The sequence below is a fragment of the Parabacteroides sp. AF18-52 genome (assembly GCF_003479145.1).
In the GTDB taxonomy this organism is placed as follows: domain Bacteria; phylum Bacteroidota; class Bacteroidia; order Bacteroidales; family Tannerellaceae; genus Parabacteroides; species Parabacteroides faecis.
The window spans coordinates 503,320-525,734 of sequence record NZ_QUGR01000002.1; the positions used below are offsets into that span (position 1 = coordinate 503,320).

General features: G+C 42.5%; 17 protein-coding genes. 14 read left to right on the forward strand and 3 right to left on the reverse strand.

Going from position 1 to position 22,415, the window contains the following annotated elements; translation table 11 throughout:
• Positions 1-86 precede the first annotated feature (86 nt).
• The gene (locus tag DWX23_RS05585) at positions 87-593 is read left to right on the forward strand and encodes a hypothetical protein (RefSeq protein WP_122355480.1); all 507 of its coding nucleotides are present in this window, start codon (positions 87-89) and stop codon (positions 591-593) included.
• A 21-nt stretch (positions 594-614) separates the two neighbouring features.
• Positions 615-1,433 (forward strand): hypothetical protein, encoded by an 819-nt coding sequence (locus DWX23_RS05590; protein WP_122373740.1) that lies wholly within the window; start codon positions 615-617, stop codon positions 1,431-1,433.
• A 39-nt stretch (positions 1,434-1,472) separates the two neighbouring features.
• Here the strand turns inward: DWX23_RS05590 and nudC are convergent, their stop codons facing one another.
• The gene (gene nudC / locus DWX23_RS05595; RefSeq protein ID WP_122373741.1) at positions 1,473-2,252 is read right to left on the reverse strand and encodes an NAD(+) diphosphatase; all 780 of its coding nucleotides are present in this window, start codon (positions 2,250-2,252) and stop codon (positions 1,473-1,475) included.
• A 156-nt stretch (positions 2,253-2,408) separates the two neighbouring features.
• On the opposite strand from nudC, the gene DWX23_RS25255 reads away from it, so the two are divergent.
• The 9 genes from DWX23_RS25255 (at position 2,409) to DWX23_RS05640 (ending at position 13,779) form a co-directional block, all read left to right on the forward strand.
• Positions 2,409-2,630: a 4Fe-4S binding protein gene (locus tag DWX23_RS25255; RefSeq protein ID WP_122355486.1), complete on the forward strand. Its 222-nt coding sequence runs from the start codon at positions 2,409-2,411 to the stop codon at positions 2,628-2,630.
• Between the two features lie 23 nt (positions 2,631-2,653).
• A complete protein-coding gene (locus tag DWX23_RS05605) occupies positions 2,654-3,037 on the forward strand; it encodes a hypothetical protein (protein ID WP_122373742.1) in 384 nt (127 codons plus the stop codon).
• On the forward strand, positions 3,034-3,615 hold the full coding sequence (locus tag DWX23_RS05610) for an RNA polymerase sigma factor (RefSeq protein ID WP_122355490.1): 582 nt from the start codon (positions 3,034-3,036) through the stop codon (positions 3,613-3,615). The genes DWX23_RS05605 and DWX23_RS05610 overlap by 4 nt, the downstream gene beginning before the upstream one ends.
• A 379-nt stretch (positions 3,616-3,994) precedes the next feature.
• A complete protein-coding gene (locus DWX23_RS05615; protein WP_122355492.1) occupies positions 3,995-4,669 on the forward strand; it encodes an ABC transporter ATP-binding protein in 675 nt (224 codons plus the stop codon).
• Positions 4,670-4,688: 19 nt separating this feature from the next.
• Positions 4,689-6,629, forward strand: coding sequence for a TlpA disulfide reductase family protein (locus DWX23_RS05620; protein WP_122373743.1), 1,941 nt, complete (start codon positions 4,689-4,691; stop codon positions 6,627-6,629).
• A 120-nt stretch (positions 6,630-6,749) separates the two neighbouring features.
• Positions 6,750-9,437, forward strand: coding sequence for a prolyl oligopeptidase family serine peptidase (locus tag DWX23_RS05625; protein WP_122373744.1), 2,688 nt, complete (start codon positions 6,750-6,752; stop codon positions 9,435-9,437).
• A 36-nt stretch (positions 9,438-9,473) separates the two neighbouring features.
• Entirely contained in the window at positions 9,474-11,090 is a 1,617-nt protein-coding gene (locus tag DWX23_RS05630; protein WP_122373745.1) for a tetratricopeptide repeat protein, read from the forward strand.
• A gap of 170 nt (positions 11,091-11,260) precedes the next feature.
• Positions 11,261-12,466 carry a 6-bladed beta-propeller gene (locus DWX23_RS05635; RefSeq protein WP_122355500.1) on the forward strand — a complete coding sequence of 402 codons (1,206 nt, stop codon included), beginning with the start codon at positions 11,261-11,263 and terminating at the stop codon, positions 12,464-12,466.
• Positions 12,467-12,471: 5 nt separating this feature from the next.
• Positions 12,472-13,779 carry a DUF4933 domain-containing protein gene (locus DWX23_RS05640; RefSeq protein WP_122373746.1) on the forward strand — a complete coding sequence of 436 codons (1,308 nt, stop codon included), beginning with the start codon at positions 12,472-12,474 and terminating at the stop codon, positions 13,777-13,779.
• Positions 13,780-13,850: 71 nt separating this feature from the next.
• On the opposite strand, the gene DWX23_RS05645 is transcribed toward DWX23_RS05640, so the two are convergent.
• On the reverse strand, positions 13,851-15,080 hold the full coding sequence (locus DWX23_RS05645) for a 6-bladed beta-propeller (RefSeq protein ID WP_122373747.1): 1,230 nt from the start codon (positions 15,078-15,080) through the stop codon (positions 13,851-13,853).
• Positions 15,081-15,244: 164 nt separating this feature from the next.
• On the opposite strand from DWX23_RS05645, the gene DWX23_RS05650 reads away from it, so the two are divergent.
• Positions 15,245-16,561 (forward strand): DUF4933 domain-containing protein, encoded by a 1,317-nt coding sequence (locus DWX23_RS05650; protein ID WP_122373748.1) that lies wholly within the window; start codon positions 15,245-15,247, stop codon positions 16,559-16,561.
• Positions 16,562-16,577: 16 nt separating this feature from the next.
• Here the strand turns inward: DWX23_RS05650 and DWX23_RS05655 are convergent, their stop codons facing one another.
• Positions 16,578-17,396, reverse strand: coding sequence for a response regulator (locus DWX23_RS05655; protein WP_122373932.1), 819 nt, complete (start codon positions 17,394-17,396; stop codon positions 16,578-16,580).
• A 165-nt stretch (positions 17,397-17,561) separates the two neighbouring features.
• Here DWX23_RS05655 and DWX23_RS05660 point away from each other — a divergent pair, with 165 nt between their 5' ends.
• On the forward strand, positions 17,562-19,913 hold the full coding sequence (locus DWX23_RS05660) for an ABC transporter permease (protein WP_122373749.1): 2,352 nt from the start codon (positions 17,562-17,564) through the stop codon (positions 19,911-19,913).
• A 7-nt stretch (positions 19,914-19,920) separates the two neighbouring features.
• On the forward strand, positions 19,921-22,341 hold the full coding sequence (locus tag DWX23_RS05665; protein WP_122373750.1) for an ABC transporter permease: 2,421 nt from the start codon (positions 19,921-19,923) through the stop codon (positions 22,339-22,341).
• The last annotated feature ends 74 nt before the right edge of the window (positions 22,342-22,415 follow it).

The window sequence follows — 22,415 nt, forward strand, 5'->3', positions numbered from 1 at the left end:
TAATAATTAATCGGATCAGATGCAGCATTTCATTGAAATATTGCGTCTTTCGATTAAGAAATAAAATAAAAAAATAGCGGACATTTATGACTAAATTACAGATATTGGCACTTTTGCTTGCCTCGATCGCCTTAATATTCTTCACCTCCTGCGAAAGTGAGAGCTTCCAGGAGCCGGATGTATATAAGATAACACCTGATTTGCGTCTCAGGATCAACCAGGGTATGAAATCGACCACTAAATCCGACAGAAAAATATTTAATGAGAAATTCGACCGGTTCATAGAGAAATGTGATGAGTTATCTTATGCAAGTAATCCATATACTTGTATGGAGACACCGGAATATCAGGATTTTAAAGAATTCATGCTTTCTTCCTCTCCCAACGTATCTTATTTGTTGATGGATAAATTCCTGAAAAAAGAAATAGATTTTTTCTCTTATATCATCCATGATATTCTTATGGCTTCACAGCCTGCGATCATGGATCAGATCTCAGAGCAAATGAAATCTGTAGGAACACTGGAAGAAAGTTTTTACCTATATCCACAGCTATGTCTGAATATATGGGTAGATACACTGGATAATCAATAAAATAATATCGTAGCGTCCCTCATGAAGAAAAGAACTGAACATATATGGACAATATTCGTCTGCATCCTGTTATTTACGAACGGGATGGTCAGTTGTGATTCTTCAGATCTGGATAAGTTGCCGGTAAACGATAACCCGGAAGTAACATTTGTCAATGATGAAGTTCCTCAAAGGTTATCTCTTAATAACGCACGTCTGAAGCGGGTCGTACCCGGTTCGTTCGATTCCGTTTATTCCGGCAAAATTTATGAGTACAACAACGAAGGACAATTATCCCGGATTTCCGGCTGTATGTATAACGGGACGACAGTGATCGATACAACTGAATATAATATTTATCAATACGACCAGGAAGACCGGTTGATACTTACTTCCAATTTTACAGCAAATAAAAATGTACCGGCAGGATTTATCAACCTGCAGACACAAGTCTACATCTATTCAAAAGAGGGAAAAATGGAAAAGAGTATCACTTATTATCCGGTTATTTCGCAATCTGAATACGATGTCTATAAATACAAGAATAATATGCTGGACCGGAAAGAACATTACGGTACTTCCGGAGCTTTGGAAAGTTATACGACATATACCTATGACAAGGTCGGCAAATTGATTCTGGAACGCTATTATGCGGCCAATAATCAATTGATCAATTATATACAATATTCTTTTATCGACGGACTGAATACCCGGTCGGTCACCTTTTCCTCAACAGGAGAAGCAATCAGAAAAGTTATCAACACATACGATAGCAATTATAACCTTATCCGTTCAGAGTCGAAAGAACTTGTCTCATACAGTTCCCTGGCTGATTTCACGGCACAATATGAATATGAATAACGCTCAATTTCACTATTCATATTGTGCCATTATGTAACATTATTTATTCTGTTCCAGCCACCAGTCGATCATCTTACGCGCCAAACTGAGCTTCCGGGGAAGTTCCGGCAGATTTTCTTTTGTGAAGAAAGCGCCTTCGCTCAGTTCTTCATCCTGCAAACGGATCGTTCCACTGACATAATCGGCAATAAACCCGACCATCAGGTTACTGGGATATGGCCACGGTTGATTTCCAAAATAAGAGATATTGGCGATCTCCAACCCTGTTTCTTCCATTACTTCCCGTTTTACACATTCTTCCAAGGTCTCTCCCGTTTCCAGGAAACCGGCAACCAGCCCATGAAAAGATCCCTTAAAATTCCGGGCATGAACCAGCAATATCGAATCTTCTTTACGGATCAGGACCAATATAGCCGGAGAAACAACCGGATATATCTCATATTTACAGGCAGGGCATTGTTTGGATATAGCAGTCTGCAGAACTGTTCGTGTCCCGCAGGCAGGACAGAAACGGCTGTGCAAGTCCCAATAAATCAATTCGTAAGCCTTACCGGCTATAGTATGCAACGTTCCATCGAGATAATCGTACGATGCCCGTAATCCCATCGGTACGAAACCAGCGGTTTCTTCCAACGGTATTCCGACAGCAGCTGTCCGACAGGGTACATCCCGGAACGAACAGACTTCCAATACATTCTCTACCGAGACAGGAGGATCGATACTACAAGGGATTGTATAGGTTTCACCTTCTTTCTTCAACAGTAACTGGTCGTTGAAAAAAATAAACCAGTACACAGGTGCATTATTTACATTGCTCATCACTTTTTACTTTTGAACGCACAAATATACAGACTAATGCAAGATATAATTCAAAAAAATAGTTCTATTTAAAATATTCCTTCGTGTCAATCGTCTACAAGAACAGAAGGCATGTCTTACTAAACAGATTTTTAATTATTAAAATGGAAACAGAAAATGTTCGGAAGAAAAAGAAAAGAAGTCATATCTTTACAAGTCTTTGCGTATGAGTGTAGTGGATGCGGATATTGTGCAAAAAGATGCCGTAGAGATGTTTTGAAGATGGTGAATAACGGTAGTTGCAGTTATGCCACAGTGAGCAATCCGGAAAATTGCGTTGGTTGCGGGAACTGTGTAAAAGTATGCCAAACGCACGCCATCGAATTAATAACAGAGTAATAAACAATATAATTTATATCACAATGAGAAATTCAAGAATATTCAAAGGAGGATTCGCTTTCCTGTTCTTTGTAGGTATATTTGCTTTAGCGACACTGGCTGTCATGTTTTTATGGAATCTGCTGGTTCCTTCCGTTATCGGTTGGGCGGCCATCACTTACTGGCAGGCTGCCGGTTTTATGGTACTTACCCGCCTTCTATTCGGTGGTATCGGAAAATTCGGTCAATTCGGACGCCAACCGGAAGGCTTTTTTTTCGGTAATCAGGAAAGGGATGCCCGGTTTAAAGAACGAATGAAGAATATGTCATGGGAAGAACGTCGGGAACATATACGCAAGCACATGGCTGATTTTCGTAACGGTAGATTTGATATGCAGGAACCGGCCTCCGGTAATACACCCGAATGAAAGAGATATCTACAAATACATCAGCCAATTCAGAACGGGACATACGGATTGCGGATATCTTCCGGAAATATCAGGCACAACTGAAAGGATTCATAGCCAAACGTGTTTCATCCAAAGAAGATAGTGAAGATATCCTGCAAAACGTATTTTACCAGTTCATGAAAAGTGACCAGGAGGATAACCCGATTGAACAGATCGCCGCCTGGTTATATTCGGTTGCCCGCAACCAGATCATCGACCGAAGCCGGAAGCATCGGGAGGAAGAAATGCCGTATCTTTCCAATAACGAGGATGACGGTACTTTCCTGAAAGAACTTTCCGAGTTAATGCCCGATGAAGACCAATCGCCGGAAATGGATTTCATCCGTTCCACCGTCTGGGAGGAACTGGAAAATGCCCTGCTCGAATTACCGGGTGAGCAAAGGACTGTCTTTGAACTGACAGAACTGGAAGGTATCCCGTTCAAAGAAATAGCGGAATCGACCGGAATACCGGTCAATACGCTAATTTCCAGAAAACGATATGCGATATTGTTCCTCCGGAAAAGGTTATATAGTTTATATGAGGATATTTTATAAACACCTCGTCTCAAAGAGTAATCGTCCCCCCCATTCAAACAACGGGTAAGAGCTATACGAATCTATCTTTTTCAAACTATCAAAATGATAATAATATAGCGGGTAAATCGGATTAGTATAGTGGGTAAATGAAAATACCCCCGCGACTAATATTTTTTAACGTATCAGAAATTACACAGAACATTCATTTATATTTACATTTTGATATTTCCAGCTATCAATACTTATCCAATTCCTTTTCCGTGCGTTTTCGAACCAGATTCGTGCGGATATGCACAAGCGACGAGCGCCTCAAAGGACATATACTAATATATATCAACCATTTACAAAGTTGGCACAGCTTTTGTTCTCTATATAGCAAATTAAAATTCTTATACTCATGATTAAGACAGTAGCATTAGAGAAAATCTTCCGCACAGAAGAAGTGGAAACATGGGCCTTGAACAAGGTGAATATAGAAGTGAAAGAAGGAGAGTTTGTAGCAATTATGGGACCTTCCGGTTGCGGTAAGTCTACACTACTGAACATCCTGGGATTACTGGATAACCCAAGCGCCGGTGAGTATTACCTGAATGGAACGGAAGTGTCTAAATTCACGGAAGCTCAACGTACCAAACTGCGTAAAGGGATCATCGGTTTCGTATTCCAGAGTTTTAACCTGATAGACGAACTGAATGTATATGAAAATATAGAACTGCCCCTGCTTTACATGGGAGTTTCAGCCGCAGAACGCAAGCAGAAAGTGAAAGAGGCAATGGAACGTATGGCGATCGTCCACCGCGAAAAGCATTTTCCGCAGCAATTATCCGGAGGTCAGCAACAACGTGTCGCCATCGCCCGTGCCGTCGTTGCCAATCCGAAACTGATACTTGCCGATGAGCCGACAGGTAATCTGGATAGTAAGAACGGACAGGAAGTGATGAACCTGCTCAACGAATTAAATAAAGAGGGCACGACCATCGTTATGGTAACCCATAGCCAGCATGATGCCGGATATGCCTCACGCATCATCAATCTGTTCGACGGACAGGTTGTGACGGAAACTGTAATCTGATACTCTAAACCAATCATCCATGAAACAGTTATTCTTATCTTTCATTGTTCTTTTTTGCTGTACGATCGTACAGGCAAAAGAACGCGTAATAGAACTGCCCGCTTTCGACGCATGGAGTTCCACATCCCTTGAAGTGCAGAAAGTGGTATTGAACGATACGGCAACTATCGTATACATCGACGCTTTCTATCGTCCTCACAATTGGATCAAAATTGCTACGGGTAGTTATCTGCAGGCAGACGGTAAAAAATATGAAATACTGTCGGGAGTCGGAATGGAACTGGATAAAGAAATATGGATGCCTGAATCGGGTACTTACTCTTTCCAGATGATTTTCCCGCCGCTACCGGAAAATACAAAGACAGTCGATTTCTCTGAAGGAGATGTAGAAGGTGGTTTCAGCATCTGGGGAATCCATCTGGATGGCAAACCGGCCTCTTCCTCACTGGCCGGGAAAAAGAATCCGAAAGAAACACCGGTATTGGAAACACCTGAATTAAAAGCCGGTATTGCCACTCTGAAAGGACATATTGCCGGATACCGTCCGGAAATGAAACTGGCAGGTTCTACCTGGACTTTCAATCCGATCACCGGCAATACAGATGAAAATTCGATCAAAGTGGACGCGCAAGGGAATTTCAAACTGGAACTTCCTCTCAATCACATCTCTATTGTCGGTATATCAGCTAATTTCATGCAGGCACAGGTTTATCTGAAACCGGGAGAAACGACCACTGTCGAAATCAATTTTCCGGAAATATGCCGGGCACAATCGAAACTGCAAAAAGATAAACCGTCACTCGGTGAAAAATATTACTTTAGCGGCGGTTTGGCCGCATTGAATAATGAGATATGCAACGGACCGCTCCGCGCACTGCCGGTAGGCATTAATTCGCAGGCTGATTATGAACAAATGTTTAAAGATGTGGCTGCGATGAATATCGATCAGTATAAACAATATTGGCTGAACCGCAGGGAAAAGGGAATAAAGGAACTGGATAAATATCCGGAAATCAGCGACGCTTACCGTAAAATCCTGTTAATGAATGCCGATATGGAAACAGCCCAACAGTTAATGGGTACTTATATCCTTGAATATGCCTATCGGCAGATTAACAATATCCCACGGGATTCGGCTGCTACCGGATTTGTACAACCGGAGATCACCGCTGCTTATTACGATTTCATTCCTGAATTTATCCCCAATTCACCGGTCGCACTCTATTGTTCGGATTTAACTTATATTATTCGCAGTCTCCAATATGCCAATTTATCAGGTAAACCACTGCCGAAAGATATCAAAGAACTTCCTGACAATACAGCTGACATAGCCAAACTGATGGGAACGAACGAAGGATTCCTGTTCGACCTTATAGCAGCACAAAAGCTGGCTCTCCCGATCCAGGAGTTCCAACCTCTTACCGACGACCAGTTGGCCGAAGCCGATAAGATATCACCGGTAATCAAAAATATCCTGACCGATATGAACAATAGGCTCAAGCTGACGATCGAAGAAAACAAGAAAAAATCGGGCTATGTAGTGGATCGTGTGAATACGGCTGATATTCCGGCTGAGGAATTATTCAATGCGATCACGACTCCTTACCGTGGAAAAGTTGTCTTTGTCGATTTCTGGGCAACCTGGTGCGGCCCTTGCCGGATGGCAATGAAGCAAACGGAACCGGTGAAAAAGGATTATGAAGGAAAAGATGTCGTATTCCTCTATCTTGCCGCCGAAAATTCACCGAAGGGAGCCTGGGAGCAAATGATCCCGGATATCAAAGGCGAACATTACCGTGTTACCGGGGAACAATGGGAATATTGGGGAAAGAAATTCGGTATCCAGGGTGTCCCATCTTATATGGTAGTGGCAAAAGACGGTACACCGGTCCATTTCCAGGTCGGTTTTATGGGAGTGGACAAGATGAAAGAAATGATCGACAAAGAACTGGATAAGTAAAATTTTCAGGATATAGCACTTTATAAAGGCGAAGACACAGCAAAGGTCTTCGCTTTTTTTTGTGATAAAATCAAAAAATCGTAATATTGCATTCATAAACATTACACACTTATTGATAATATGGGATATCTTAAACAACTGGTTCTTTTAATTTGTCTGAGCGCTTATTGCAGTGTTTCCGCACAAGAAGCGAAAAGAGCAATGACCTTCGACGAAATGGTTAACTGGAAACGCATCACGGAACAGACAATATCCCGCGACGGGAAATGGGTTGCCTGTAAAATGGAACCCTGGCGAGGAGATGCCAGCCTCTTCGTTTATAATGCCAAAGGAGAGATGACAGCCTCTTTTCTTCCTGCGGGCCATGCCGAGTTTTCCGCCTCTTCCGGCTATCTGCTGGTTACCAAAAAGCCGGAACTCGAAAAAGTAGAAGCACTGAAACTTAAAAAGACGAAAGAAGAAGATATGCCTTCGGACGAACTGGTCATTTTCAATCTCCGGGAGAAAAAGGAGACGATCGACTCGCTGAAATCATACAAACTATCCGAAAGTGCAGACTGGATCGCTTATAGACGGAACAGTAAATCGGATACGGTATTACATGTCCGTGCACTGGACGGAAGTAAAGAGATGTCGTTTTCAGATGTAAAAGAATTCGGTTTCGCCAGGAAAAGTAATATTCTATATTATTCGACCGATTCGACATTATGTACCTACAATCCTGACAAGGGTAGTTCTCTGATTTTCGAGGGGAAAGGTGTTATCTCAAAAGTAACATTCAATGATACAGGAAATAAAATAGCTTTTCTTCATTGCCCGGACAAAGATTCCACAAATACATTATACTCACTTTATCTGGCTGAAAACAACGCACCTGCACGCCCGATCGCAGAAAAAAAAGACAACTTTCTCCCTGCCGGTTGGGTAATCAGCGGAAACGGCGACCTGCGTTTTTCAGAAAACTCCGAACGTATTTTCTTCGGAACAGCTCCTGCCCCACTACAAAAAGACACTACAAAACTGGACGAAAACCGTCCGGACGTACAGATATGGAAATGGGACGAAGATATTCAATACACCCAGCAGGTATATAACAAACAAAAAGACTTGAAAAAGACGTATACTGCTGTATATAATATCAACAGTAATAAGTCATTCCAGCTCGCAGACAAAAATATCCCGAATCTGCTGACAGCCGATGAAGGAAATGCCCCGATCGCCTTGCTATCAACCAATTTACCATACGCTACGGAACAAATGTGGGAAGGCAGAAGCCGTTACGACATCTATACAATAAATATGGAAACAGGAGACCGTAAACAGATAAAGGAAGCAGCAAACACCAATATGCGCCTTTCCCCGAAAGGTTCTTATGCCTACTGGTACTGCGTTCAAGACAGTTCCTGGTATACCTATTCCATAGGAAACGGAAAAGAATACCGCCTGACCACTCCTGCGACATTTGCGGCATGGGACGAAGATAACGATGTTCCGGATTTTCCATCTCCGCACGGCCTTGCCGGATGGACAGCAGACGATCGTAATATCTTATTATATGACCGTTATGATATATGGAAATTCGACCCTATGGCTGAGGTCGCTCCTGTCAACCTCACAATCAACGGACGGAAGGAACAACTTTCTTACCGTCTGATACAATTGGATAAAGAAGATAAATTCATCGATACCAAAAAGTCGCAGTTATTACTGGCTTTCAACGAGAAAACAAAAGGTTCGGGATATTACAATGCATCTCTTTCTACTCCTGCCGTACCCAAGACATTACTGGCCGGAAACTTTATGCTGAAAACTCCGGTCAAAGCTAAAAATGCAGATGCCGTAATTTATACATCAGAAACATTTGAACAATATCCGGACATACGGCTATCCGATCTGAGCTTCAAAAAATCCATCCAACTGACACATGGAGGAGACCAGCAAGATAAATTGAACTGGGGTACGGCAGAACTTGTGTCCTGGATTTCTTTGGATGGTATTCCTCTGGAAGGGGTAGTCTATAAACCGGCAGATTTCGACCCGGCAAAGAAATACCCGGTCATCGTTAATTTCTACGAACGTAATTCGGAAACACTCTACGCTTACCATATGCCAGAACCTCATCGTTCCACTATCGATTATCATTTCTATACCAGCAACGGATATATTATCTTTAATCCGGATGTACGCTACGTTGACGGTTATCCCGGAGAAAGTTGCTTCAACTGTGTAATGCCGGGAATCACATCATTGATCGCCAAAGGTTATGTAAATGAGAAAGGAATCGGCGCACAGGGACATAGCTGGGGAGGATACCAGGTTGCCTATCTGGCCACCCGCACCAATTTATTTGCAGCCATCGAATCCGGTGCGCCGGTAGTGAATATGTTCAGTGCATACGGAGGAATACGTTGGGGATCCGGATTGAACCGTTCTTTCCAATATGAGCACGGACAGAGCCGTATCGGCGGCACTTTATGGGATTCTCCGCTGCAATATATGGAGAACTCACCATTATTCACCATGGATAAAGTGGAGACGCCTATCCTGATCATGCACAACGATAACGACGGTCATGTGCCCTGGTATCAGGGAATCGAATATTTTGTAGCTCTTAAACGCCTGCAGAAGCCGGTTTGGTTACTTAATTACACCGGTGAAATCCATTGGCCGATGCGATTGGCAAACCGTATCGATTTTCAAAAACGTATGTTCCAGTTCTTCCAGCATTACCTGAATAACCAGCCGATGCCTCAATGGATGAGCGAAGGTATTCCGGCTGTCGATCAGGAGTTCAAATTAGGATACTAAATAATACAAGTTTTTGTATATAACCCGATACATATCATGAAAAATGACTTTTTGCTGTTCATTATTATACTATCCTTCTCTGCCTGTACAGGCAGAGAAACAAACTATTGGTTAGAGCAAGCAGAAAGTCATCTGAACAATAAACCGGACAGCACATTGATATTATTGCGCAAAATCAACAATCCCGACAAACTCGCGAACTATCCTAAGGCAAAATATAATCTGTATCACACAGTCGCTGAAATACAGAAAGGAACCAGGATCCGGACAGATTCTCTGATATCGGAGGCGATCGATATATTCATCGCCAACAATGATTCTGTCAATACCTCTAAAGCATGTTTTTGGGCTGGACTCATCAATATGAATGCGGATAATTATGTGCGCGCCGATTTTTTCTTTGTCCGCGGCATCCCATTTGCTCCCGATGCAACACTGCGCACCAGACTATACGAATATAGCGGCATTTCTCTTCTGAGTAATGGGAAACCGGAGCAGGCATTGCAGCAGCATTTACAATCCTTGCAAGACACGGCTTTCATTTCAATACCAGGGAAAGCAGCTGTCTTAGCAGACATAGGACAGGCTTACCGGTATACCGGACAACCGGACAGCGCAATCATTTATTACCAGAAAGCGATCCTAAAATCCGTAGAGGCCGGTTCGACAGAACAGACAGCCTTTTTCTACGAAAAAATAAGTGATATAGAAAAAGAAAAAGGAGATATAGAAAGTGCCACTACCGCCCTGAAGTCCGCCATAGATTTTGGTTACAGACGTACAAGCTATCCGTACCATATGCTCGCACAAGCACAAATATATATAGCTGCCGGAGAAATTGACTCAGCCGGAATATATCTAAAAAATGCGATACAGAGCACCAACCCTTACATAGCCACCCGGGCCTATCAGTTGCAAGCCCATTTATATGAGCAGGGAAATAAAGCCGAACAGATATACTATGCCTGGAGAAATTACAGGCAAAGCTTCAATAATATCTCCGGTGAAGTTCATTCTGAAATAATGAAACAAAGGTACCAGGAGGAATTATTGAAAAACGAGAACAATGAACTGAAACTCAAAAAGAAACAACAGGACATTTACCTCCTGTCCTTATGTCTGGCACTGATCACGGCTTGCACCATCTGGTATATTATTTACAGCCGTTTACGCAAAAAGAAAATAATCAGTGAACAACAACTCAAGGAACAGGAATTGAAAAACCAGGTAGCCCAGCTTGAAAAAGAACGGGAATTGATATCTCTGCGAGAAAGGGCCACGGCTTTACGCGAACAACTGTTCCGCCGTCTCTCCGCTTCCCAGAAAATCCCTTCTCTGACCGGTAGAACCAAAGAGAGTACGGAGGAGAGTAAATCGAAATTGACAACAGAAGAAATAGAAGAACTGATCCAAACCGTCAATGAAATATGGTCGGGATTTGCCGAACGCCTGAAAGAGACTTATCCGCTGCTCAGAACGAAGGATATTGCTTTCTGTTGCTTACTGAAAAGCGGTATCAGTACAAAAGACCTGGCATCCATCTATTATATCACTCCCTCCGCCATCAGCCAGAAAAAAGCACGAATGAAACGGGAAAAATTCGGAATGGAAGACGAGAACCTGACACTGGATGAGATTTTGAATACATTTTAATGACATGAAACAGAAAATGTCAACGCTTTTTATCTACGATAAAATAGTAAATAATTACACTTCAGCAACATACAACGAACGTTTGTTTTAAAAATGTCAATTCACTTTCTCCTCTTTTATCAATATTAAAGGATATATTTGCTTCCAACATCATTCAAAGCAACATTATTATGGAGAAGTTTGGAAATCTTATTATCGGTTCACTCTGCCTGTTATTGGCCGGATCCTGTCAAAACAGCAATAACATGTCATTCAGTAACGGACTGGAAAATTCACCAGTTGTCGGAACCTTTGTACAAGTCGGGGACGATCAGGTCCTTGCATGCGATCAGAAGCTATTAACAGATTCCATACGTTTGCCGCTCAGTTTCCTAACAGAAGAAGCAGAGATCATTCATCTGGACAATCGGGATGAAGCATTGGTAAGCGACAGCCGTTTACTTGCTTCCGATAATTATATACTTATCTGGAATAACAAACAAAACCCATTCAAACTCTTCGACCGGAAAGGTAAATTCCTTACTACGATCGGAGCCTATGGCCAAGGTCCCAATGAATACCTGAATGTATATGATGCCAGTCTGGATGAAAAGAACAACCGCATTTATATCTTACCCTGGCAAAGCGCTCAAATATTGGTCTATGACCTGGAAGGTAACCCGTTACCTCCTATTCCCCTTTGCCTGAGAGTACCCAAAGGGACATTTCAGGTGAATCCCCAGGATTCTACTGTCGCTGTAGTCTTACTACCCTTTCAAGGAATACCGGCTATAGCCTGGACACAGGATTTCCAGGGGAATAGAATTAACTTTATAGAGCCCGGACATCTCCAGACTCCACAGGATTTCAGCAATGAAGTAATCACTAATAATAATATAGCAGGTACTTTTGATGTAAATATCCTTTGTATTATGCCTACACGTGTGGACAGTCTTTACCATTATGATTTCCGGAACAACCGTCTACGTCCCTGCTTCACATTGAACTTCTATGAAGATCCTATACCCTGGCACGGCTACGTCGAACTTCCCAATCATTTCATGGGTGATGCATCTTACCCGGTGAGAGAATCGGCCAATACTTTCACTTCTTCGCCTCCCGCCTATTATATTGTGGATAAAAAAACCGGAAAAGGGGCATTCTTCCGTTTGTATAACGACTTTCTAGGAGGGTCTGAAATCGGAGGAGCACTCTATTCTTTCTGTAATGGCTATTTTTACAAAAACATGGAACCGGCAAATCTGAAAAACATGTTGGAAGAAACACTAAAATCCGACGGATTATCAGAAGAAAAAAGACAGGAACTGACAACATTGGCACAATCGCTCCATGAGAACGATAATAATATCGTCATATTAGCGAAATTAAAACATTGATATAAATGAAAGATATATCATACAGCCTGTTTTTTGCTTTCCTGATCCTTCTATCCGGTTGTAAGCAAAAGGGTGAAGATAAAAACTATTCACCTACAGAAGAGATTTCGCATCAGCCGACCGGGCCTCAATATACAGCCAGGTATGACCGGACAAAACCTGTAGAGATGATAGATGTCGAATCAGCCATCTCGACATCCTCTGACGTGCGATTAAGCGAGGTCGCTTCAACTATCGAGTACTTTCAGGTGGGAGATGATAAATATCCGGTCACCGATGTGGTTGCCGTTGACGGAGGTTTCATTGCCCTGAACCAACCGAAACTGTATCTTTACAGGCAAGGACAAAAACGGAAACGTGTAGGACTGAAAACAAAATACGGCGATTGGAAAGATTATATCTCAGGAAATAACCTGTTTTATGACAAAACAACAACGAAACTGTACGTGTTATTAAAGAAACTAGATCCTGAAACCGGATATTCAGACAAGTTCATTGTTGAATTACCACCTCTGGACAGCGTGTTAGCCAGGACACATTATCTATATGCAGATTCATTACCTAACCGTTATGTCCTGAAAAACTGGGCGGAAATATTCACATCGGAGATGTATCTCCGACGGTTCAATTACCCGGGAACCGGATTCGATCACGGGGTAACCACATTCAATCTGAAAAATGATACCATTTGTAACTTTTATGCTGGAATCGATTCTTTCGGAATAATAAAGGATGATAACTTTTATAATTTTACACTTTACAATACATCCTATTTATATGATAATAAACCAACGTTTTCCGCTACTTATTGCGACACAGTCTATCGCCTATCAGATCATCAGACAATTGTTCCTGTCTATAATATCCACTTAGGAAAATACAAAGCGTCAGCCACCTATGTATTCAATAAAGGAGATAAACGAAACAAAGCATGGGTGGATGATCTGAAAGAAAATCCGAAAGGTGTATTCCTGAAAGTCCATCGGGAAGGAAAAAGTAGCAAATCCGGCTGGTTGGATAATAAAAACAAAGAAAACCGGGATTTCCCTTCTGAAGACTATCTGATGGTTTATCTGAAGAACAAATGTCAGACCAAAGCATTGCCTCTGAAAGCCACAGGAATGATAAACGATCTGGATGGAGGCTTGCCTTTCTGGCCTGATGGGCAAACAGACGAATATATGTACATGATCCGCCCGGCAAAAGACCTGAAACAACGAATCAAACTGACCGGTTCCCCTAAACAGGAATCATTAAAGAAGTTCCTCAGTGATCTGCCTGACAATCAGAACGTCATGATCGTAATTAAATAATTTCACAAAAGCTGTAACAAGGAACGCAAACGACACAGAATGCGTTCCCTAATACAGCTTTTACTTATATCTTATTTTTTAAGCCGTGCTATCATCAAATAATTATTATCATTCTCGCTTATCGAATGTTGCAGGTCCGTCAGTTTTTTCTTCATCTCACCGGAAAGAGCCTCTTTTTTCAACAAATTTTCGATATCGCTTAATAAATTCCCCGGTTCAAGGTTACGAACAAAATGTCCGTTAAAAAAAGTCGAACTAGGCCAATCGATCTCCTGATCGCCGAAATAATCGTTATACATCTTAAAATAAGCACCTTTGCAAGTGTTCTTGTCGACTATATAGTGAACCGTTTCTCCAGGCGTTGCAACTGTTCCGGTTTCAACCTGTTGAACGACGGGGGGACCAGAATATTGTCCGGTAAAATGATCCGGCCACTCATTATAACCGTGCCAGGGAATAGGATCGGTGGCAACATGCTTGAATGTGAAAGTAGGATATATCCGGTTATTTTCGATGTCATACCGATATAATGAATCAGGACGGGTCGGATCAATGCACAAAATACCGAAATCAAATACATCGGGAATATTGAAATTACACGTCACCTCATTATTGAATGTCCACGGAACTTCCAGATGTCCGGGAGCAACCTCCGCCAGATGCTTGCCCGACAGGTCCTGTGTCCATACAACAGCCGGTGTATTCGGAAACGGTAATACAGCTACAGTAACTGTTCCCCTATCCGGATCGACTTTGAAATTTGCTTTAGGACAACGAATGCCCAACGGTACCGGATTCAACACATTTCCCTGCAGATCATAGACCAATAGTTGGTTTGTCTGCCAGGGCATCAGATAAACACGATTGTTTTTTTCATCGATCTGGGCATCATACACAAAGTTATACTCACCGGGCCCCTGCCCTACAGATCCTATATCCGTCAAATAATTACCTTCCCGGTCGAAAAGTTTAAATGCCGTAGGAGGATATCCGCTATGTATCAAAATATAATTATCAGAAAGACTGACTCCGCACTGGGTAACCAATGCCGTATCCCGCCCATCCAGTTTGATAATTTCCAGATCTTCGGCAAAGAAACTGAGAGGAAGCCGGATCGTATCCGCCAGAAGTTTTTGGTCGCATGATAAAACCTTATCGTCACCCACTTGAACATATTCGGCCACAACCGGACAATCTTTCAAAAGGTTTTTACGTCCGCTGTCACGTTTATTTCCTGTAATACAAGAAACGGTTGTCAAAACGATCAACAACCCACCCAAAAGTTTCGAACTTGCATTCATATTGATTTGGTATTTAGATTAGTATATACAAATAAAGCAATTAAATTGCTGAAAAGCAATAATATTACTATTTTTTCGTAAATAAACGATAAAACCGTACCGAATAAGTACAATTAAACAAATTATCCTTATTTTTGATGCAATCTATTAAAACAACGCATATCATGAAAACGCTTTCTGCTCTGATCGCTATCTGTACCGTATGTCTCAGTATCCTAGGCAGCTGTAAAGGAAAAGAAGAAAAGAATATCCGTCCGGTCACTCCGCCCAAATACGAAGGGAAGGTGGATTATACGGCAACTCCAATCTCCATCGACCTGGAAAAGACGATCGAGGGCGACAAAGAGCCATTGAAACTCAGCCAGATCGCATCAGAAATAGAGTATCATATTGTCGGAGACGCAAATTATACAATTACACAAGCCATAGCCATACCGGATAGTAACGCTTTTCTGACATTCAACAATCCGCGGCTCTATTACCGGAAAATAGGGAAGCCGAGTAAACGTTACGGATTCAAAGCACTGGCCTACAAATGGAACAATGAAATGAACGGGCACAACCTGTTCTATGACAAAAAGACTACCCGCATGTATTGTGCCTTGAGTGGTAAAGATCAAAATAACAGGGGAACCGACGATCCTTATTATCCGCAGATCGCCGAACTCCCACCGTTGGATACTATGCTGACAATCAACAGATATGTTTTTCCGGAAATAGTAGAAAAAAAATACCCGATCAACCTGCAAAACGATAAACTTCTGGGATTCTCTTCTTCCGGATATATGCTAAGTCATTATGAAGACTCAACAGGTATTCCGAATAGTTTGCTGACCTTTAATCTGGAAGGAGAAACTCTCTGCAAGTTCATGCTGAAAGAACAATCGGCACTCTCCAGGAAAGAGACGGACAATATCCCGTTCTTCCAGACCTCCTGGTGGAATGAAGCACAGGATCAAATGACATTTATGATCCCCTTCTGCGATACGGTATATCAGTTACGCGATCCGCAAACGGTCGTTCCGCTCTACAATATCCATTTCGGGAAATCCGGAGTTCTTTCCGATTATGAAGAAGGACAGGAAGTGAAAGACGGGAAAATGTGGTTACGTACATTATATGAAAATCCCAAAGGATTATTTATGGGCATATACCAGAAAAAGGGGCCAAAACTTGTAAGCTGGCTGGGATACGAATATGAATATAAACCGACACTGAGTTACCAGGCCGTTTACCTGAAAGAGGAAGGTAAAACATTTGTACTTCCACGCCGAGAGCAAGGCTTCATCAACGACCTGGACGGCGGACTTACCTTTTGGCCGGACGGACAAACGGATAATTATCTTTATATGATCCGTACCCTGACGGAAATGCGCATGAATGTAAAACGAACGGGCTCTCCGGCACAACAGAAACTGCTGGAGTTACTCGATAATACCCGGATAAAGGAAAATCAATATGTGATGATCGTAGTCAAGTAATAAAAGAACTATCTGATCAATAGGAAAGATCATATTTCTTCATTTTATTATAAAGCGTCTGCCTGCTTATATTCAGTTGCTGTGCGCAAAGAGTCAGATTTCCTTTTTTATCGGCAAGCACTTCACTGATAAACTGCTTCTCCATCTCCTCCAAAGTCACCGGATGGGATGCCGGGGCAGAGGGATCTTCCAGATAAAAATCACTGCTGTCCAGCGACGGTGAATTTGAAAGAAGCACGGCACGTTCTATCGTTTGCTGTAAGAGGGTTAGATCGCCGCTAAGTATTATATCCGATAATTTACGCAATGCATCAGGGGTAATACCGGGAAAAGGTTTTCCATATGCCGTCGCATATTTCCGGAGAAGGGAGTTGACCAGCAAAGTAACGACAGAATCTGTTTCTTCCGAAAGAAATTCGGATTCCTTCCGAAAGGAATTTTGTTTTCTCTCGGAACGAGCATTCCAGGCGGCTATAACAGTAGACAATAATTTATCATTATCCCAGGGCTTCACAATAAAGTCCGCCGCCCCTCTTTTCAGTGAAGCCACAGCCAGTTCGATATCTCCAAAAGCCGTGATGAGTACTACTTCCGGCGGATTCGGACGTTCACGGATACGGTCCAGCCAGAAAAGTCCTTCTCCTCCACTCTGCTTTCCGGTCCCGAAATTCATATCCAACAGAACGACATCCACATCGTCTTCCCGGAGCAAGGCGGGTAGCAAAGTCGGCACCGAAGCACAGACCACCGTCTTAAACTCACGCGAAAGGATCGTCCGCAATGTTTTAAGCACTGCCTCATTATCGTCGACAACTATAATCTTCCCGTTTCTCATAACAGAAGCAAAGATAAAAGGATAATCCCAAACTTTATACTGACTCCACACGAAATATATTACTGTCCAATTATTAGACGTTTCTCCGTGGCTTCGGGATTATTTCCATCTATTTTTTGTCTTGCAAGCGAAAAGGGAATAGTTTTACGGGAAATATTTTACCACATGAAAACAGTCGCATTAAAACTTGTATTCCGTAGCTGGTGGCGAAACAAGACATTCTCTATAATCTCTATCGTCAGCCTGGCGATCGGTATTGCCTGCACCAACCTGCTAACCGTCTTTACTATTCACGAATATGGCATAGAAAACGAAAATCCCAATAAGGAACGTATCTGGATGCTTAATCAGGATTCGCCGATGGAGTCCGGAAAGAAAATATGGTATGCCGACGGTTCCATCCCACCTATGCTAAAAGAGAATTATTCGGAAGTGAAAAGTATCCTCCGAATATCCAATCCAACGGTCAAATATATCTCTATCGATAATATTAAACATGCTCCTATCTGTTTAATGGTCACAGATTCCTCTTTGACCGACTTTTTTCCTTATAAGGTACTGAGTGGAAATTTAAAAGAGGCATTAACACAACCTGATAAGTTGGCTCTTACGGAACCAACAGCCCGAAAACTTTTCGGAAACGCCAATCCGATTGGTAAAATTATCCATTTTGCTCCCTCAGACAAATCCTATCAGGTCGCCGCCATTATTGCCGACCGGGAACAGTCTTTCTTACATCTGGAGGCAGTAACCGGAATAACCGACTCCTTTTTCGGTGGTCCTTGTTTGTTACTTATGAACCAGGAGATCAACCGGAGAACGTTTGAAGCCCAATTAAAAAAAGATAAAATCCCCACTTTGCAAGGCGATGTCGGAAGTTACTGCCTGACCTCTTTACAGGAAAGCTACTTCCAGACAACAGTACAACGAACAGAACCCTTCTTCAATCGCCGGCAGCCGACATTGCTCTATGTGGGACTTATCTCAGCCCTTCTCATTCTGTTAGTTGCCTGCTTCAACTATATCAACCTCAACTTCTCGCGTCTGCTTCAACAAATGCGGATGATCCACACACAAAAACTGATGGGTGCCAACCGACAGGAAATCAACCGGCAGCTTTTCCTGGATACGTTCCTGACGGTCATCATTGCCTTCTCTTGTTCTTTACTGATTACACATGACTTGCTGCCTGCATTCAACTCGATAGTGAACAGCCGGTTACACACCTCTTTCTTCTTCAACTGGCAAACATTGCCTGTTATCTGTGGCTTCATTCTACTGTTGTCTGTCGTGCCGGCGGCTTATATGGGACGGAAAATATCCGGATTATCCGGTTCCGGCTATCGTGAATTCTTTACCGGGAACAAGAAAAGAAAGATTGTGACTTCTTTATCCATAGCACAATATGTCATCTCTATCGGACTGATCATCGCAACACTGACGGTAAACAACCAACTCCATTTCATTCGCCAAGGAGGCGATAATTATAAGAATCTTATCGAGATGGGAGACTGGGAGGAGGATGGGTCATATATACGTCCTTTTGTACGCGAACTGAAAAAGTATCCGGAAATAGCACATGTATCTATCGCCGGTGGTTCCGTTCTGAACAGCTGGATAAAACAGGTGGTCCTCACCGACGAAAACGGTAAAGAAAAATACACCTCGCAAATCGATTATTTCGGCGAATCCGATTTTCTGGATGCGTTGCAACTGAAAGTGCGCAGAGGACTTCCCCCCGACAAGGCGATAGAGAAATATGAACGTCCGGCCTACGTCAACGAAAAATTTGTAGAACTCCTGGTCACTAAAGGAGAAGACCCTATAGGCAAACCTTTAAATTTAATGGATAAAGATCTCAGCAAAGGGCAAAACGAAACGACCTCCACCATTGCCGGGATTGTCGATAATCTATATACCAACACGCTTGAAAAGGAGGTGAACCCAATCACTATCCAGATCAACAACAGTCCGGATAATGCCTTCAATTATATCTATATACGTCTTAATGGCGATCAGGGAAAGGCACTTACTACCATCCGGGAAGTATGGGACAAGGTAAATCCGGGCCAATATTTCACTTATCGGGATGTGTATAAGACTTTTCTCCAACGGAACGAGAAAACAACTGAACTTTCCAGGCTCTTGTTGATGTATTCCGTTATCAGTATTTTTCTGACCTGCTTCGGCCTGTTCGGAATGGCCCTCTATGCTACCGAACAGCGTACGAAAGAAATCGGTGTACGAAAAGTAAACGGAGCAACAACTCCACAGATCATGTTGCTACTCAACCGCCAGTTTATCACCTGGATAGGGATTGCTTTCATCATCGCCATCCCTATCACCTGGTTACTGCTGAACCGCTGGCTGGAAAACTTTGTCTACCGTGCGGATATAAGTATCGGCATCTATCTGATAAGCGGGCTTTTTGTCCTGTTCATCACATTGCTTACCGTCAGCTGGCACAGTTACAAAGCAGCCTCTGCCAATCCGGTAAAAGTATTAAGAAGTGAATAACCCTATTATGAATTACAAAATGAAAGCAATCGCATTCAAACTCGTCCTGCGAAGCTGGTGGCGGAACAAGACATTTTCAATCATATCGATCATCAGCCTGGCAATCGGCATTGCCTGCACGAACTTGCTGGCTATTTTTGTTATCCATGAGTATAACCTGGAGGCGGACAATCCTCACCGGGAGACCATTTATATGATGGACCAGGATTCGCCGATCCAACCGGGTGAAAGGGTTTGTTTCACTGCCGGTGGCATTGCGGCCGAAATTAAAGAGAAATACCCGGAGATTATAGATCATGTATGCCTCAATAATATCGGAATGGATTACATAAAAGTAAACAATACCCGTTTCGACCCCATCATAATAATGACAACAGAAGCCTCGTTTCCCCATTTCTTCCCTTATAAAGTATTGTATGGAGATTTGAACGAAGTGCTGACACAACCGAATAAGATCGCCTTATCGGAAAAATGCGCCCAAAAGTATTTCGGCAAAGAGAATCCGATCGGCCAAACGATCATAACCGGTGAAAACAATGTAACGACCCGTGTACTGGAGGATGGTACGATTGAAGAGGGAAAGAATGAAACCACCTATCAGATTGCCGCTGTGCTGAAATCGCGTGAACAATCTTATATCGACTTCGATGCCGTAATCGGAAATGACGGGCCAATCCCCGGAGGATTATGTTTGTTTATGACCAACCGCCCGATCGATACGAAAAAGTTTGCCGAACAAATCCATAAAGACGGCATACAAACCTTTGTTCCTGACGGAAAATACCGTATGTACACTCTACAAGAGAGTTATTTCAAGAAATACACACAGGAAAGTTACTTCTTCATGAACAGTCGTCAAAAGACATTACTTTACGTCGGGCTGATCTCCGCCATTCTTATCCTGCTGATCGCCTGTTTCAATTATATCAACCTCAACTTCTCCCGCCTGTTGCAACAAGTGAGGATGATCCATACGGAAAAACTGATGGGCGCGACAAAAAACGATATAAACCACCAGCTATTTATCGATACATTCCTGACCGTCATTGTAGCCTTCCTGTTATCTTTGCTGATAACACACGATCTGATCCCGATATTCAATTCGATCACTTCCGGAAAGATAGAGACTTCTTTTTTCTTTAACAGACAGGCATTACCGGTTATCACACTGTTCATACTCCTGTTATCGATCATTCCTTCTGTTTATATCAGCCGGAAAATATCCAAACTATCGGCCTCCGGCTACCGCGAGTTTTTCACCGGGAACAAGAAAAGAAGGATCGTAACGGCTCTTTCGATCGCCCAATATACAGTCTCTATCGGACTGATCATCGCAACACTTACAGTAAACAGCCAACTTCATTTTATACAAAACAGAGCGGAAGGATATCACGGACTAATTGAGGTGGGGAGTTGGGGTGCAGACAATTCCTACCTGCCGGCTTTTGTTCGCGAAATAAGAAAAATACCCGGTGTCGAAAATGTAACACTTACAGGTGGTTATTTATTAAACATGGGGATAACTCCCGTGGATATCAAAAACCAGGATGGAAGTGAAAGCCATTATATGAAAGCGCAATATATGGGAGGACGTGATTTCCTGAGAACATTAAAAATCGACATCATACAAGGAGTTGAGCCGGATAAGGCACTCGAACAATTCCAAAATCCGGCCTATATCACCCGGAAATATGCTGATCTACTGATTCCGCCGGGAGAAAATCCGGTCGGTCAGCAACTAAGTAAATACGACAAAGACAGCAAAGAATATGAAAAGGACAGCAACAATCCAAAAGTGGTCGTTGCAGGTATTGCCGAGAACATGTTTGCCAATTCACTTGAAGAAGATGTTTTCCCCAGTATCATTTACATTGGCCAGGATGATGATAAACGATATGCTTTTGCAGAAATCAATGTGGGCAAAGAACGTCAGCAAACAATCGCTGCCGTTAAAGAAGTATGGGAAAGGATGAATCCGGGTAAATATTTCACTTACCAGGATGTCTATAAGGAGTTTATGCAGCGTAATAGCAGGACCACCGAGCTAGCCGAATTAATGATCATGTACTCGCTGATTAGTATCTTCCTGACTTGTTTCGGCCTGTTCGGAATGGCTCTATACGCAACGGAACAACGCACGAAAGAAATAGGTATACGAAAAGTAAATGGAGCCAGCACTCTAAAGATCATGTTGTTGTTAAACAAACAATTCGTCGGCTGGATCGGAATAGCTTTCGTTATAGCTGTTCCCATTACCTGGCTTTTTCTGAACCAATGGCTGGAAAATTTTGTATATCATACCGACATATCGGTCTTCCATTTTCTATTGAGTGGTATTTTCGTGCTGTTCATCACCTTGTTGACTATCAGCTGGCACAGTTACAAAGCTGCATCCGGCAACCCGGTTGAAGTATTAAAAAGTGAATAACAACTAAGCCCAAAAGCTACTTACTTTAAGGACAAAAGCTATAGCTTCTAAACCCGAAAGCTATAGCCTTTGTA